Origin of the sequence: Mycobacterium tuberculosis H37Rv (assembly GCF_000195955.2) — a bacterium.
Taxonomy (GTDB): Bacteria; Actinomycetota; Actinomycetes; order Mycobacteriales; family Mycobacteriaceae; genus Mycobacterium; species Mycobacterium tuberculosis.
Map to the genome: position 1 here is coordinate 2,195,985 of NC_000962.3, position 13,341 is coordinate 2,209,325.

Here is a 13,341-nt window from a genome sequence, read left to right on the forward strand (position 1 = left end):
AGGCATGAGGTCGGACACGCGCGAGGAGATCTCCGCGGCGTTGGATGCCTACCACGCCTCGTTGTCGCGGGTGCTCGATCTCAAGTGCGATGCGTTGACCACCCCGGAATTGCTGGCCTGTTTGCAGCGACTCGAGGTCGAACGGCGCCGCCAGGGCGCCGCCGAGCACGCCTTGATCAACCAACTCGCTGGGCAAGCCTGCGAGGAAGAGCTCGGCGGGACGCTGCGCACGGCGTTGGCCAACCGGCTACACATCACTCCCGGTGAGGCCAGCCGCCGCATCGCCGAAGCCGAAGACCTCGGTGAGCGCCGCGCCCTGACCGGTGAACCGCTGCCAGCGCAGTTGACCGCGACCGCGGCCGCTCAACGTGAGGGCAAGATCGGCCGAGAACACATTAAGGAGATCCAGGCCTTCTTCAAGGAGTTGTCCGCCGCGGTGGATCTGGGTATCCGCGAGGCCGCCGAGGCCCAGCTGGCCGAACTGGCCACCAGTCGGCGTCCCGATCACCTGCATGGCCTGGCCACGCAGCTGATGGACTGGCTGCACCCCGACGGCAACTTTTCCGACCAGGAGCGTGCCCGCAAGCGCGGCATCACGATGGGTAAGCAGGAATTTGACGGGATGTCACGTATCAGCGGTCTGCTGACCCCGGAGTTGCGGGCCACCATCGAGGCGGTGTTGGCCAAACTGGCCGCACCGGGGGCGTGCAACCCCGATGACCAGACCCCGGTCGTGGATGACACACCGGATGCGGACGCGGTGCGCCGCGACACCCGCAGCCAAGCCCAACGACACCATGACGGTTTACTGGCCGGGCTGCGCGGGTTGTTGGCCTCCGGTGAGCTAGGGCAGCATCGGGGGTTGCCGGTGACCGTCGTGGTGAGCACCACGCTTAAAGAGCTGGAAGCCGCCACCGGCAAGGGGGTAACCGGTGGTGGTTCGCGGGTGCCGATGTCGGACCTTATCCGGATGGCGAGCAACGCGCACCACTATCTGGCATTGTTTGACGGCGCTAAGCCGTTGGCGTTGTATCACACCAAGCGGTTAGCTTCCCCGGCGCAGCGAATCATGTTGTACGCCAAGGATCGTGGCTGCTCCAGGCCGGGTTGCGACGCCCCGGCCTACCACAGTGAGGTCCACCACGTAACGCCGTGGACAACCACCCACCGTACCGACATCAACGACCTCACGCTGGCCTGCGGCCCCGACAATCGCCTTGTCGAAAAAGGCTGGAAAACCCGCAAGAACGCCAAAGGCGACACTGAATGGCTACCGCCGGCCCACTTGGACCATGGCCAACCACGCATCAATCGATACCACCACCCCGAGAAAATCCTGTGCGAACCCGACGACGACGAACCACATTGACACCCAATGACCGTGGCATTGCCGGTCACGTCGCAACCAAGTACTGCGACCGTAGCCGCGCTCAAGGCTCGGGGTAGACGAGCGCGGAGAGAGGCACGTTGCCGAGCTGCCTGCCGACGACGAGTATCCCAATATCGTGCTCACCCATAGCGTTTCAGCGGGCAACCAACGATTGCCGGCCAGCGAATCTCGGTGGCGGTAGCCAGCATGAAGGACGCAGATGACCTCGCCGACTACGGGCTGAGCATAGAGCAGGTGCGTGCAGCCGTCGACTCGCATGTGGACGTGGACCATTCTGTCTCAGCGCTGTGACCGCACGGTAGAGTTCGCCATCGTGGCTGACGATGACGTCACCGGTCAGGATGGCTCCGGCGACGGCACCGATCCGCGCACCATGCTGGGCCGGTTTGCCAACCAGCACAACGAATGGGTGCGCCTGAGCGTGCGCCACGTGCTCGATGCGGGCGAAGCATTGGATGCCGGACAGATTGATTAGGTCTACCGCCACTTTCGGCAGGAAAAGGCACTGGACACACGCCACCGAGCCGGCCGTACCACCGTTGACACTCGGCATCAGCAACCCGGAAACAGCCGAACCCCTGATCATCTGGCCGACCTCGCCCCTGGCCGCACCGCGACCATCGGGCTGCGGGATTCCAGCTGCCTGCGCGTGGACCGCTACAACGACCAGGCGTCCGGGCGAGCGCTCATCGAGATCCGGTTGTGCAACGAACGTGCCACGCCGATGCCAATCCCGATCGGGCTGTGGATGTTTCAGACCAAGCTCCACGTCAACGCCGGCGGCGCTGACGTGTTCCTGCCGGTCTGCGACGTGCTGGAGCAAGACCTCGCCGAGCGCGACGAGGAGGTACGCCAGCTGAACCTGCAGTACCGCAACCGGTTGGAGTATGCGATCGGGCGGACTTGCTCGGCGGCCTGGTCGGTGAACGGCTCGCGGCGCCCGTCGGCAGTGTGGACCACCTGGCTGCCGGTCGCCGAAACACCCCACACCCGGGCCCGGTCGGTGGAGAACGCGCTGTTGTCCATGGACAGTCGCGGAGGGGTTACGTAGCGGACTGGCGTCGTTCGTCGCGGGATATGGAAGCTGGTTTCAGGGTCAGGCGGCTGTCGCGGCCGAGCTGCCCGAGCACCTGCACCCGACCGCCGACGAGAGGCTGGCTCATGTTGCGGCCGAAAAGGAAGCGCTGCGCTGCTTCCAGTTCATGAACCAGGTGATGCGCGATCACCGTAAAAGCTTGTCAGAGGTGCAGTGAACACTGTTTCCATGACCAAGAGCAACGGGCACTGTTGAGACACAGCGCGTCGCCAACGGGCGCTGCCTGTGGCCGAACATCGTAAATCAAGCATATTCGTCAACAGATATCATCAATGTCGGCGCCGGACTATTCAAATCATCGATATACTGGTGGCCTGGTCCTTCGCCATCGATCAATGGCGATAGCTTATCGAGGATTTCTACCAACTTCGTGTCATCGAAGCGCCATACAACGGTTTGCGATCCCAGTTCCATATCCGCAGTTCCGCTTTCTCGAACTATCCGTTGCTGTACACCATCTATGTCGAAAGTTGCCTGACCACTCTCATGGGCCGATCGCACGGCGTACTGGAAAATGCGAAGCCCATCCCGGTCTGCGGCCGCCAGAACCACGTCACCGAAGTAGTTATCCGGCTTGATACCGAAAACGGTCATTCTGGTCCAATCACTTGTGAGTCGGAAGGTCCCCGATGGGAATATTCTGCCACCTGGCGGTCGGCGAATCGTGGGGGTTGTAATCCCAATGCGGATAGCGGTAATTGTCTCCCGGAAAATATCGCCACTCGCCGCCGTTCTCGTCCCAGAGGCTTTCGCCGCCGCGAGCCTGTTGGATAGGACGACTGGGCGGTCCAACCGTTAGGTTGCTCTCGGCGGGCGGGCTGACACCGGGCGGAGGTAAGCCTTCGTTCGGTTGTGGTCCAGCGGGGTCGGGAGCAGGAGGGGGTTCGCCTTCGACCGGCACGCCCAATTCGCCTAACCGGGCTCTGATTGCGGCTTGTCTTTCAAAGAGAGAACCCTTGTCCGCGATGCACGCGTCGTAGGCTGCCTGCTCGTTGGGCAGAACGAAGGTGCGTCCGCATCGGGCGTTGTACCGAGCGATGTCAGCGTTGACGGCGTCCCAGGCTGCGCGTGCCTGTACGGCTGTCATGTCTTTCGGGTCGCCCGGCATCGGTGAGGGTGGATCTTGTTTCCAGCTGCGGTCGACCGCGTGGATTTGCGGTTTCTCGTTGTGGGGCACCGGTGTCGGTAGCGACGGTGCGATTGGGGGTTCGTGGAAGCCGACGGTGTTAAGGGGTGCGGTAGCGGTGGCTATTTTGGCGGCCACTTCGTGTTCGACTCCGATGAGTTGTGTCGCGCGTTGGCGGATATCCCCGGCCAATGCTTGTGCTTGGGCCTGGCGAGCTGCTTGTTCGGCGAAGGTGCGGCTGGTTCGGGTGTCGGTGACCGAGAGGTCCTCTTCGACGTTGAAGCCCGCGTTGTGGGCATCTTGAACGGCATAGATGACCCTGCGCTGGGCTGCGCCGATGGTTCCGGCGCCTTCACGGGCAAGCCCACTCGCTTGGCGCAAATGCTCGGCTATGCCACTGACTATCTGTAGGTCAGCGCCGGTTCGCTGTCGCAGCCATCACCGCCTGCGCCTTCCCACGCGATGAAGTGGGATCGGTTACGCATCTCTAGGAACACGTCTTCCCACTGATCGGCGACCTTCGTCCAGTAGTAGGCCGCCTCGATGAGATGTTCGGTGTCCCAGGCGTGGATATGCGACAGGGTCGGCAGCAATTACACCAGCCTCGTTTGCGGCACGGCCGCCATCTCGGCCGCTGCGGCCGCCTCGTTGTTGGCATACTCCGCCGCGGCCGCCTCGACCGCACTGGCCGTGGCGTGTGTCCGGGCGGTAAACGCCGCCACGGCAAGACCAACCGCTGCGTGGGCACCGCCCACAGCCGCCGTGGTGGGTTGGAACGGCTGCCCCAGCGGAGGTGGTGCAAGGACGCTGAGTTCAGTGCTTCGCCCGCTCCATTGGCTGGCCGTAGCCGCTACCTGTTGGATATTGACCCGCAGCTCACCGGCTTTCATCCTCGGAAAGTTTAATAGCGAGCTACAGGGTGGCAACTCATCGCAGGTCGAGCCAACTACTGCCGGGCCGGGTGACCGCAGCTCGTGCTGAGGCAGCACCGAGGCTGGCTGACTCAAGCAGTCTCGGCGTATGCCAGCCTGATCGCGAACACGGGAGTCAACCGGGGCAACCGCCGTCCGCCGGACAACCTCGATCCGATATCAATTAAGCGATATCGTCATCTCCGATGGAGCAGATCGTGATCCGCAACCTTCCCGAGGGGACCAAGGCGGCACTACGGGTCCGTGCTGCACGTCATCACCACTCCGTCGAAGCGGAAGCCCGCGCGATCCTCACCGCGGGATTGTTGGGCGAAGAAGTCCCCATGCCGGTACTGCTGGCCGCCGACAGTGGCCATGACATCGACTTCGAGCCCGAACGTCTCGGCCTGATCGCCCGCACCCCGCAACTGTGACCTACGTCCTGGACACCAACGTGGTGTCCGCTTTGCGCGTGCCGGGACGCCACCCCGCCGTGGCGGCGTGGGCGGACTCGGTGCAAGTCGCCGAACAGTTCGTTGTGGCGATAACGCTGGCCGAGATTGAGCGAGGCGTGATCGCCAAGGAACGCACCGACCCGACCCAGAGTGAGCACCTACGGCGCTGGTTCGACGACAAGGTGCTGCGCATATTCGTGTTCGCCCGCCGGGGCACAAACCTCATCATGCAGCCCCTAGCTGGGCATATAGGTTACAGCCTATATTCTGGTATAAGCTGGTTTTAGACGAAAAGGACCCCACCTCGGGGTCTGATGGCCAGGGGCAGGGTCGTGTGCATTGGGGATGCAGGTTGCGACTGTACACCCGGCGTGTTCCGCGCGACAGCGGGTGGGATGCCGGTGCTGGTGGTCATCGAGTCTGGGACAGGAGGTGATCAGATGGCTCGTAAAGCTACGTCCCCGGGTAAGCCGGCTCCGACGTCGGGACAGTATCGCCCGGTTGGCGGTGGCAACGAGGTGACCGTTCCGAAGGGACACCGTCTGCCTCCCTCGCCCAAGCCCGGTCAGAAGTGGGTGAACGTCGATCCGACGAAGAACAAGAGCGGCCGCGGCTGAGCTTGTGCCGTCGGGATGGGTGTCGCACCGTCTCGGCGGGTCGCCCAAGTGCATAAGTGCTTTGTCGCTGCCCTCCGGTACCGTCGGAGCCCCGTCCAAGCCGGACAACGACGCCACTCGAGGCAGGACAAGACCAACTGTGCCGCCCCCTGATCCAGCCGCCATGGGTACCTGGAAGTTCTTCCGGGCATCTGTGGATGGCCGGCCGGTATTCAAGAAGGAGTTCGACAAGCTTCCTGATCAGGCCCGGGCCGCGCTGATCGTGCTAATGCAGCGGTATCTCGTCGGCGACCTCGCCGCAGGGAGCATCAAACCGATTCGTGGCGACATTCTGGAGTTGCGATGGCATGAGGCGAACAACCACTTCCGGGTACTGTTCTTCCGCTGGGGCCAGCATCCCGTAGCGCTGACAGCGTTCTACAAGAACCAGCAGAAGACTCCCAAGACGAAGATCGAGACGGCCCTGGACCGGCAGAAAATCTGGAAAAGAGCCTTCGGCGACACCCCACCGATCTGAACAACGCCCAACCACTGTTACGAGGCTAGGAGAGCACAACCATGAGCATTGACTTCCCTTTGGGTGACGACCTCGCCGGCTATATTGCCGAGGCGATTGCGGCTGATCCCAGCTTCAAAGGCACTCTCGAAGACGCCGAGGAGGCACGCAGGCTGGTCGATGCGCTGATTGCGCTGCGCAAGCACTGCCAGCTGAGCCAGGTTGAGGTTGCTAAGCGTATGGGGGTGCGCCAGCCCACCGTGAGCGGTTTCGAGAAGGAACCCAGCGACCCCAAACTGTCTACGCTGCAACGTTATGCCCGTGCATTGGACGCCCGGCTGCGGCTGGTGCTCGAAGTTCCCACGCTTCGCGAAGTGCCTACGTGGCATCGGCTCTCCTCTTATCGGGGCTCCGCACGGGACCACCAGGTCCGGGTGGGTGCAGACAAGGAAATCCTGATGCAGACGAACTGGGCCCGCCACATTTCGGTTCGGCAGGTTGAGGTGGCATGACTGACCGAACCGACGCCGACGACCTTGACCTGCAACGCGTTGGCGCGCGGCTGGCAGCCCGCGCACAGATCCGCGATATCCGGCTGCTGCGCACTCAGGCCGCTGTCCATCGTGCGCCCAAGCCTGCGCAGGGCCTGACCTACGACCTCGAGTTCGAACCCGCTGTGGATGCCGATCCGGCCACTATCTCAGCATTTGTGGTGCGGATTTCTTGCCACCTGCGCATTCAAAACCAGGCGGCAGACGACGACGTCAAGGAAGGCGATACCAAAGACGAGACACAGGACGTAGCCACCGCTGATTTCGAGTTCGCGGCACTGTTCGACTACCACTTGCAAGAAGGTGAAGACGACCCCACCGAAGAAGAACTTACGGCATACGCCGCCACGACCGGGCGGTTCGCGCTTTATCCGTACATCCGCGAATACGTCTACGACCTCACCGGCCGTCTCGCACTGCCACCGTTGACCCTTGAGATATTGTCTCGGCCGATGCCGGTTTCTCCCGGCGCCCAATGGCCGGCAACGAGAGGAACGCCCTGACCAAACGAGGGTGAATCAAGCTGCCCGACGACCATGGTTTCCACACCTACCGCCAGATGCAGCGCTGGACTGTCAGCCCAGCGGCACGGGTCGAGATCCTGGGCCGCTACTGGTGGAGAATCCGCCGCCGTGCCACCGAAGGGGCGAAGGCGAAATCCAAAGGCAAGGCCCGCCGCGGCTCTCAGTTCAAGGTTCTCGAACACGGGTGATGCGGTTCGAGCCCGGGAAGGTGGAGCGTTAGCCGCAGGGGAGGGAATCTTGGCGGGTCGGCCGACAAGAGGTTGAACTTGACTGCGGGACAGCAGTTTACGGCTCTTGTCGCCACGCCTACAGCGGATTCGCATACCGCCGGGGTTCATTGACAACCGGCGGGGGTTCGTTCCGCCGTGTTTCCGAGGTAGGTATCGGCGGGGGTGTATGTCGGTAGGCCTCGGGAATGTCCGACAGGCGCGATGGGAGATCTTCGCGTTGATCACCGCGCCAATGGATGGTGTCGGGATCATCCCCCGGCTGACGGGAAATGCGGCCGGCCATTCTTCCTCAAGATCGAGTCAGAGGTTCCGGTCGACGTCCATCCGTTGGTGCAGGACTCGCACGACGTCGATGGTGCCTTCGCCAGTCACCCGATAGAACAACGTGTGTGACCCGGCCGAGAGCTTGCGATAGCCGGGGCGAATCTCGTCGCACGCTCGTCCGATCCGCGGGTTTGCCGCAGCACGGTCGATAGCGTGTTGAAGTTCGCGCAGGTACTGCTCGGCCTGATCGACACCCCAACGGTCATAGGTGCAGTCCCAGATCTCTTCCAGATGTGCCTGCGCGGCAGGCGAGAGAAGGTATCGGCTACTCACCGGCCACGCGAGGCGTCAGCCCGCTTACGACCGAGGAATCCGTCGAAGTCGAACGGTGTCGAGCTGCCGCTGCGTTCGCCGGCCTCGAGAGCCTCACGAAGCGCGCGCAGCTGGGTTTCACGGTCCTCGAGCAGTCGCAACGCGGAGCGGATGACTTCACTGGCCGACCGGTAGCGGCCCGCGGCGATCTCGCCGTCGATGAAGGCGCTGTAGTGCTCGTCGAGGACGAAGGACGTGTTCTTACCCACGAACGCACAATACCAATTGTTGGTAGTAGGTGTTAGCCCCTGGGACACCCCAAGCCCCAGCGGCAGAATCTCCTGGGGATCGGCATGGCCGCACCAGGCGCGGCGCGCCCAGACATGTCAGAGGGTGAGGCGACACTGGATGATCGACACCACCGAAGCGGCATATCGGCTGACGTATCAGCCGGACGGCACGTCGATCACCGTCCGGGAGAACCTGGTCGACATCCTGGCGCGTGAGCTGCTCGGCCCGATCCGCGGCCCGCAGGAGGTGTTGCCGTTCAGCCCGCGCTCGCAATACCTGGTCGGGCACCTCGCCCCGGTAAAGCTGACCGGCGCCGCGCTCATCGACGACAACGCGGTCCAGGCCCGTGCCAACGCCGAGGCGCTCGCCGAGGGCGGTGGCGTGCCGGCCTACGCGGCCGACGAAACGACGCCGACACCGACGACGACGCCCAAGACCGCGCACCCAAGCAGGGCCTGATGATCCCGGCATCAATGGGTTTACGGTTTCAGGTGCCACCCGATCTGGTGTCGTTCACCATCACCGCGTCATGGATAACCTACGAGACCGTCGAGAGCGGGAGGTGACCAAGGCCGGCCGTACGATAGCCAGCGCGATAGCAGTGATCTCGTCCCGGCTTCATCGCGCTTGTCCGGGTGCGACGACCGCCAACGACAGGGCCTCGGCGGCTTCCTTAAGGCGGTTGTCGTAGGTAACCAGCGCGGTCAATGGTGCAACGGATCCGGCGGTTTGAGCAGTGGCTAGGTGTATCGCGTCGAGCGAGCGCAGTGCTGGGTTGGGGTAGGCCGCCGCGGTGGAGCGTATGACCGCGTCGATTTCGAAACGGTCCAGCCTGGCTAGCACGGAGGGCACCGCCGGTAGCCCTTCTGGGGAGACTGCGCGGATGGCTCTGGATAGCTCAACTTCGGTCAAAGCCGATGTGATCCACCGTAGTTCGGTGCGGTCATCGAGCCAATCAGCTAAAGCGTCAGATTCGACCTCGATCCGAATTAGCTTGACCAGCGCCGAGGTTTCCAGGTAGATCACGCGCTAGTACCGCTCCTCGGCGCGCATGCGCTCCAACAGCGTTCCCGAGTCGAGACCGCCGCGCATCGGAATTGTGGGCCGAGGCGCCGGGCCATGCACTCTCGCCGGTTGCACACTGCCGGTGCTGATCAGTGAGTCGAGAGGGCCGGCAGAAGCCGGGATTATTCGGGCGATAACCTTGCCGCGCTCAGTCAGGTTGATCTCTTCACCGCGCTTGACGCGGGCCAGGACCTTGGACGTCTCCTGGTTGAGCGTTCGTATGGACACCTCATTCACACCGATAATGTACTACCTATTTGTTCTACATGCTATGCGCGCAAGAGGTTACCTGCCCCGCTGGTCAGGATCGCCAGCGCCAGGCCACTGATCTCGTCGGCGACTCCGGCGTAGCGCGTGAGATGCCAGGTGCGAGCGACGTCTTCGATGAAGCTAATCGCCGCCGCGACCAGCAGTCGCCCCTGGGCGACACTGGTCGCGGGTACCAGCTTGCCGATGAGGTCGATCCACACGGCCTCGCGGTCGCCCTGATTTCGCAGGTAGCCGTCGCGTACTTCGACAGAGGCGTGCGACAGTTCGGTGACCGACACTGCCACCAGATCCGGAGCGTCCAAGCTGATCCGAACGTGCCCTTGGACAAGGCCGCGCAACCGTTGTGCCGCTTGCTGATTCGCTCGTAGCGCTCGGATGCACTCCAGGCAGCGCCACTCGTCGAGGCGGCGGATGAGCGCGTCCAGGATGGCCTGTTTGGAAGAAAACGAACGGTACAGCCCCGGGCCCGCGATGCCGGCTCCCTTGCCGATTTCGCTGGTGTTGACGGCCGGATAGCCCTGCGCACGGAACAGCCGCGCGCCCGCGGCCAGCAGGGTCTCGTAGCGGGAGAACAGCACGTCGGCCTCGTCGCGTGCGGCATCACCGGCCGGCAGTGGCGGCAATTCGCAGACGGGAGGCGTCCTTGCCGCGGCCATACACGCCTGGTAGAGAAGCTTTTTCAGTTCCTCGCCCGGCAGGCTTAGGCTGTGCCGGCCCAGGCTGGTCAAAGTGCTGGACACCGCCCACGCCCGCAACTCCGAATGCTGTGGACTCAGATCGGGCACCTCCAGCAGCACGCTGTCACGCATGCCGGCGACGATCGCGTTGATGCGGCGCCGGACCGCCGTGCGGTCGTCCTCGTTGAGGTAGCGGGCCTCGCGCTGCCACAGCACCGTCAACGCCCGAGAGGCGACCGCCGCGGCGATCAGGTCTTCCAGATCGGCGTTCAACGGCCGCGGCGTCGGCTCCGTCTCGCCCTCGGTGAGACGACGCGCGCTCTGGTACTGATCCTGGCCGGTTCGGATCGCTTCGGCGAGCAACGCCTGCTTGTTGTCGTAGTGGCGATACAACGCGCGCGCGGTCACCCCGGCCGCCTCGGCAATGTCCTCCAATTTGACCGAATGGAAGCCACGTTCGATGAACAGTCCAACGGCCTGATCCAAAATCTGCTTCTTCCGGTCCTTTGGGCGGCGCCTAACGGGTTGGGCGACGGATGCCATCGGCTCGAACCCCCTTCTTGCGCACCGGAATCACAAATCCTGCTAGCAGCATCGCCTCAGCTTCACCCCGCTCATTCTTCACCTCGAATGCGCCGGTCACCGGGTGCGACACTTACCGGCCGTCGTTCATGGTGACGTTTCGAGGCTGTGCTGCTGCCAAGACCCCAGGAAGTCTCGGACGAGAGACTCGCTAGCCTCCGTGGTATCGGGCATCCCTATCACCCCTGCTCGATCCTCAATATCGGACTAACAAAATACATCATCGCGCCTGTATACGCGATTACATTGCAATTTATCCTTATCACCCTTCTTAGAGTGCATATCAGTAATAGACATATCGCGCTCCTCGCGCCCCAGGAGGCGGTCGACGAATTCGCCGTGCGCAACGACATGAGCCGTCGCTGAGCCTGAAAACCTGCAGACAAAGCGCGAGTGGGGGCTGGCAAAACTACAGGCTCGTTAGCAGCAAGTTGCTTCGACGACCATGGTGGCAACCTCGCCGGTCGCGAAGGCTCTGGTCGGCGGGCCCGAATCGAGGCGGTCAGGATGCGGCATCCGATCACCGCCCGTCGGGCGCGCTGTTGATGCCTGATCGTGGTGCCTCGCCAGCGTGACTCGAGCCAACGGCTTGACCGGTGATGCGCCTGTCGGCCGCCAAGGCAGCAGAGCACATCGCCCCGCGCTATAGGATACTAGCAAGATACATCATAGCCAATATATGCCAGTTTGCATTGCTATTTACCGATCAGTTGTCCAAGCAATCGCGTATTGGCTATGGACATCAGCGGTTCTGCCGCGTACGCTCACCAATGTCACCGATCGTCGACCTGTCCGGGGGGCCAGCGTGCGCCACCTCACCCAACGGCCCAGCATCGAATCCAGCTGGTGCGCCGCGCCATGGTAATCGTGGCCGACAAGGCGGCCGGTCGGGTCGCTGATCCGGTCTTGCGGCCGGTGGGCGCGCTGGGCGATTTCTTCGCGATGACGCTCGACACGTCCGTGTGCATGTTCAAGCCGCCTTTCGCGTGGCGTGAATACCTACTTCAGTGCTGGTTCGTGGCGCGGGTGTCGACGCTGCCTGGGGTGTTGATGACGATCCCATGGGCGGTGATCTCGGGGTTTCTCTTCAACGTCTTGCTGACCGACATCGGTGCCGCGGACTTTTCCGGCACCGGCTGTGCGATCTTCACCGTGAACCAAAGCGCCCCGATCGTCACGGTCTTGGTGGTCGCGGGCGCGGGCGCCACCGCCATGTGCGCCGATCTGGGTGCGCGCACCATCCGTGAGGAACTCGACGCACTGCGGGTGATGGGCATCAACCCGATCCAAGCGCTAGCGGCTCCGCGCGTGCTGGCGGCCACCACGGTGTCGTTGGCGCTGAATTCGGTGGTGACCGCGACGGGGCTGATCGGCGCGTTCTTTTGCTCGGTGTTTCTCATGCACGTCTCGGCGGGGGCATGGGTGACCGGGCTTACCACGCTGACCCACACCGTGGACGTCGTCATTTCGATGATCAAGGCGACGTTGTTCGGGCTGATGGCCGGACTGATCGCCTGCTATAAGGGCATGTCGGTCGGTGGCGGCCCGGCCGGAGTCGGCCGGGCGGTGAACGAAACCGTGGTGTTTGCCTTCATCGTCTTGTTCGTGATCAACATCGTCGTCACCGCGGTCGGCATCCCATTCATGGTGTCCTGAGGTGAACCCATGACGGCAGCGAAAGCCCTTGTAAGCGAATGGAATCGGATGGGATCGCAGATGCGGTTCTTCGTCGGCACGCTGGCCGGGATTCCCGACGCCCTCATGCACTACCGCGGCGAGCTGCTGCGGGTGATCGCGCAAATGGGGTTGGGGACCGGGGTTCTTGCGGTGATCGGTGGAACGGTCGCGATCGTCGGGTTCTTGGCGATGACCACCGGCGCGATCGTGGCCGTGCAGGGCTACAACCAGTTCGCTTCGGTGGGTGTGGAGGCGCTGACCGGCTTCGCGTCGGCCTTCTTCAACACCCGCGAGATTCAGCCCGGAACCGTGATGGTCGCGCTAGCGGCCACCGTCGGTGCCGGTACCACCGCTGCGCTGGGGGCGATGCGGATAAACGAGGAGATCGACGCGCTCGAGGTGATCGGCATCCGCAGCATCAGCTACCTGGCGAGCACCCGGGTGCTGGCCGGAGTGGTCGTGGCCGTCCCTCTGTTCTGTGTGGGACTGATGACGGCCTACCTGGCCGCGCGCGTCGGCACCACCGCCATCTATGGCCAGGGGTCGGGCGTGTACGACCACTACTTCAACACGTTCCTGCGCCCGACCGACGTGCTCTGGTCGTCGGTTGAAGTCGTCGTGGTCGCTCTGATGATCATGCTGGTGTGCACCTATTACGGCTACGCCGCACATGGCGGGCCGGCCGGGGTTGGCGAGGCGGTCGGCCGGGCCGTGCGTGCCTCGATGGTCGTCGCGTCGATCGCAATCCTTGTCATGACGCTGGCCATCTACGGCCAGTCGCCCAACTTTCACCTGGCGACCTAGTGA

At 63.3% G+C, this 13,341-nt stretch carries 21 protein-coding genes and 1 other annotated feature; of the genes, 10 read left to right on the plus strand and 11 right to left on the minus strand.

What is annotated here, in order from left to right:
• The first annotated feature begins 4 nt into the window (after positions 1–4).
• Positions 5–1,366: a repeat region (REP-7, len: 1362 nt. REP09F9, member of the REP13E12 family. This region is a possible MT-complex-specific genomic island (See Becq et al., 2007).), on the plus strand.
• Entirely contained in the window at positions 5–1,369 is a 1,365-nt protein-coding gene (locus Rv1945) for a hypothetical protein (protein ID NP_216461.1), read from the plus strand. Its footprint overlaps the feature before it by 1,362 nt.
• Positions 1,370–1,523: 154 nt before the next feature.
• On the opposite strand, the gene lppG is transcribed toward Rv1945, so the two are convergent.
• A complete protein-coding gene (gene lppG, locus Rv1946c) occupies positions 1,524–1,976 on the minus strand; it encodes a lipoprotein (protein NP_216462.1) in 453 nt (150 codons plus the stop codon).
• A 63-nt stretch (positions 1,977–2,039) separates the two neighbouring features.
• Between lppG and Rv1947 the strand changes: the two genes are divergently transcribed.
• Positions 2,040–2,441 (plus strand): hypothetical protein, encoded by a 402-nt coding sequence (locus Rv1947; RefSeq protein ID NP_216463.1) that lies wholly within the window; start codon positions 2,040–2,042, stop codon positions 2,439–2,441.
• Positions 2,442–2,729: 288 nt separating this feature from the next.
• Here the strand turns inward: Rv1947 and Rv1948c are convergent, their stop codons facing one another.
• The 3 genes from Rv1948c to Rv1951c form a co-directional block, all read right to left on the minus strand.
• A complete protein-coding gene (locus Rv1948c; RefSeq protein ID NP_216464.1) occupies positions 2,730–3,080 on the minus strand; it encodes a hypothetical protein in 351 nt (116 codons plus the stop codon).
• 933 nt (positions 3,081–4,013) lie between these two features.
• Positions 4,014–4,205, minus strand: a complete 192-nt coding sequence (locus tag Rv1950c) for a hypothetical protein (RefSeq protein ID NP_216466.1) — start codon at positions 4,203–4,205, stop codon at positions 4,014–4,016.
• Positions 4,206–4,502, minus strand: a complete 297-nt coding sequence (locus tag Rv1951c) for a hypothetical protein (RefSeq protein NP_216467.1) — start codon at positions 4,500–4,502, stop codon at positions 4,206–4,208.
• 239 nt (positions 4,503–4,741) lie between these two features.
• Here Rv1951c and vapB14 point away from each other — a divergent pair, with 239 nt between their 5' ends.
• Entirely contained in the window at positions 4,742–4,957 is a 216-nt protein-coding gene (gene vapB14 / locus Rv1952) for an antitoxin VapB14 (RefSeq protein NP_216468.1), read from the plus strand.
• Complete coding sequence (gene vapC14, locus Rv1953) at positions 4,954–5,265, plus strand: ribonuclease VapC14 (RefSeq protein NP_216469.1); 312 nt, start codon at positions 4,954–4,956, stop codon at positions 5,263–5,265. Before vapB14 ends, vapC14 begins: the two co-directional genes overlap by 4 nt.
• Here vapC14 and Rv1954c read toward each other — a convergent pair.
• Entirely contained in the window at positions 5,239–5,760 is a 522-nt protein-coding gene (locus Rv1954c; protein ID NP_216470.1) for a hypothetical protein, read from the minus strand. The two genes, vapC14 and Rv1954c, sit on opposite strands and share 27 nt — an antisense overlap.
• Here Rv1954c and higB point away from each other — a divergent pair.
• Genes higB through Rv1957 form a run of 3 tightly spaced genes read left to right on the plus strand, consistent with a single transcriptional unit; the run spans position 5,735 to position 7,145 of the window.
• Complete coding sequence (gene higB / locus Rv1955; RefSeq protein NP_216471.2) at positions 5,735–6,112, plus strand: toxin HigB; 378 nt, start codon at positions 5,735–5,737, stop codon at positions 6,110–6,112. The genes Rv1954c and higB overlap by 26 nt on opposite strands.
• A 41-nt stretch (positions 6,113–6,153) precedes the next feature.
• Positions 6,154–6,603, plus strand: coding sequence for an antitoxin HigA (gene higA, locus Rv1956; protein NP_216472.1), 450 nt, complete (start codon positions 6,154–6,156; stop codon positions 6,601–6,603).
• On the plus strand, positions 6,600–7,145 hold the full coding sequence (locus Rv1957) for a SecB-like chaperone (protein ID NP_216473.1): 546 nt from the start codon (positions 6,600–6,602) through the stop codon (positions 7,143–7,145). The genes higA and Rv1957 overlap by 4 nt, the downstream gene beginning before the upstream one ends.
• Here the strand turns inward: Rv1957 and Rv1958c are convergent.
• From Rv1958c to parD1, 3 genes are read right to left on the minus strand one after another with little or no spacing between them, the layout of a single operon-like run.
• Complete coding sequence (locus Rv1958c; RefSeq protein ID NP_216474.1) at positions 7,034–7,648, minus strand: hypothetical protein; 615 nt, start codon at positions 7,646–7,648, stop codon at positions 7,034–7,036. The two genes, Rv1957 and Rv1958c, sit on opposite strands and share 112 nt — an antisense overlap.
• A gap of 48 nt (positions 7,649–7,696) precedes the next feature.
• Positions 7,697–7,993 (minus strand): toxin ParE1, encoded by a 297-nt coding sequence (gene parE1, locus Rv1959c; RefSeq protein ID NP_216475.1) that lies wholly within the window; start codon positions 7,991–7,993, stop codon positions 7,697–7,699.
• Positions 7,990–8,241, minus strand: a complete 252-nt coding sequence (gene parD1, locus Rv1960c; RefSeq protein NP_216476.1) for an antitoxin ParD1 — start codon at positions 8,239–8,241, stop codon at positions 7,990–7,992. Before parD1 ends, parE1 begins: the two co-directional genes overlap by 4 nt.
• Here parD1 and Rv1961 point away from each other — a divergent pair.
• Complete coding sequence (locus Rv1961; protein NP_216477.1) at positions 8,228–8,722, plus strand: hypothetical protein; 495 nt, start codon at positions 8,228–8,230, stop codon at positions 8,720–8,722. The genes parD1 and Rv1961 overlap by 14 nt on opposite strands.
• Positions 8,723–8,881: 159 nt before the next feature.
• Here the strand turns inward: Rv1961 and vapC35 are convergent, their stop codons facing one another.
• Genes vapC35 through mce3R form a run of 3 tightly spaced genes read right to left on the minus strand, consistent with a single transcriptional unit; the run spans position 8,882 to position 10,818 of the window.
• Positions 8,882–9,289: a ribonuclease VapC35 gene (gene vapC35, locus Rv1962c; RefSeq protein NP_216478.1), complete on the minus strand. Its 408-nt coding sequence runs from the start codon at positions 9,287–9,289 to the stop codon at positions 8,882–8,884.
• A gap of 3 nt (positions 9,290–9,292) precedes the next feature.
• Positions 9,293–9,565 carry an antitoxin VapB35 gene (gene vapB35, locus Rv1962A; protein ID YP_007410641.1) on the minus strand — a complete coding sequence of 91 codons (273 nt, stop codon included), beginning with the start codon at positions 9,563–9,565 and terminating at the stop codon, positions 9,293–9,295.
• 32 nt (positions 9,566–9,597) lie between these two features.
• Positions 9,598–10,818, minus strand: coding sequence for a transcriptional repressor Mce3R (mce3R, locus tag Rv1963c; RefSeq protein NP_216479.1), 1,221 nt, complete (start codon positions 10,816–10,818; stop codon positions 9,598–9,600).
• Positions 10,819–11,715: 897 nt separating this feature from the next.
• On the opposite strand from mce3R, the gene yrbE3A reads away from it, so the two are divergent.
• Together yrbE3A and yrbE3B are read left to right on the plus strand one after the other, a co-directional pair.
• Positions 11,716–12,513 (plus strand): integral membrane protein, encoded by a 798-nt coding sequence (yrbE3A, locus tag Rv1964; protein ID NP_216480.1) that lies wholly within the window; start codon positions 11,716–11,718, stop codon positions 12,511–12,513.
• Positions 12,514–12,522: 9 nt separating this feature from the next.
• Positions 12,523–13,338 (plus strand): integral membrane protein, encoded by an 816-nt coding sequence (gene yrbE3B, locus Rv1965; RefSeq protein ID NP_216481.1) that lies wholly within the window; start codon positions 12,523–12,525, stop codon positions 13,336–13,338.
• The last annotated feature ends 3 nt before the right edge of the window (positions 13,339–13,341 follow it).

Excerpts from the sequence above, each read along its gene's own strand:
- Rv1945 (NP_216461.1), top strand. The coding sequence starts at position 5 with ATGAGGTCGGACACGCGCGAGGAGATCTCCGCGGCGTTGGATGCCTAC.
- lppG (NP_216462.1), bottom strand. The coding sequence starts at position 1,976 with ATGATCAGGGGTTCGGCTGTTTCCGGGTTGCTGATGCCGAGTGTCAAC.
- Rv1948c (NP_216464.1), bottom strand. The coding sequence starts at position 3,080 with ATGACCGTTTTCGGTATCAAGCCGGATAACTACTTCGGTGACGTGGTT.
- Rv1951c (NP_216467.1), bottom strand. The coding sequence starts at position 4,502 with ATGAAAGCCGGTGAGCTGCGGGTCAATATCCAACAGGTAGCGGCTACG.
- Rv1954c (NP_216470.1), bottom strand. The coding sequence starts at position 5,760 with ATGGCGGCTGGATCAGGGGGCGGCACAGTTGGTCTTGTCCTGCCTCGA.
- higA (NP_216472.1), top strand. The coding sequence starts at position 6,154 with ATGAGCATTGACTTCCCTTTGGGTGACGACCTCGCCGGCTATATTGCC.
- Rv1957 (NP_216473.1), top strand. The coding sequence starts at position 6,600 with ATGACTGACCGAACCGACGCCGACGACCTTGACCTGCAACGCGTTGGC.
- Rv1958c (NP_216474.1), bottom strand. The coding sequence starts at position 7,648 with ATGATCCCGACACCATCCATTGGCGCGGTGATCAACGCGAAGATCTCC.
- mce3R (NP_216479.1), bottom strand. The coding sequence starts at position 10,818 with ATGGCATCCGTCGCCCAACCCGTTAGGCGCCGCCCAAAGGACCGGAAG.
- yrbE3A (NP_216480.1), top strand. The coding sequence starts at position 11,716 with ATGGTAATCGTGGCCGACAAGGCGGCCGGTCGGGTCGCTGATCCGGTC.
- yrbE3B (NP_216481.1), top strand. The coding sequence starts at position 12,523 with ATGACGGCAGCGAAAGCCCTTGTAAGCGAATGGAATCGGATGGGATCG.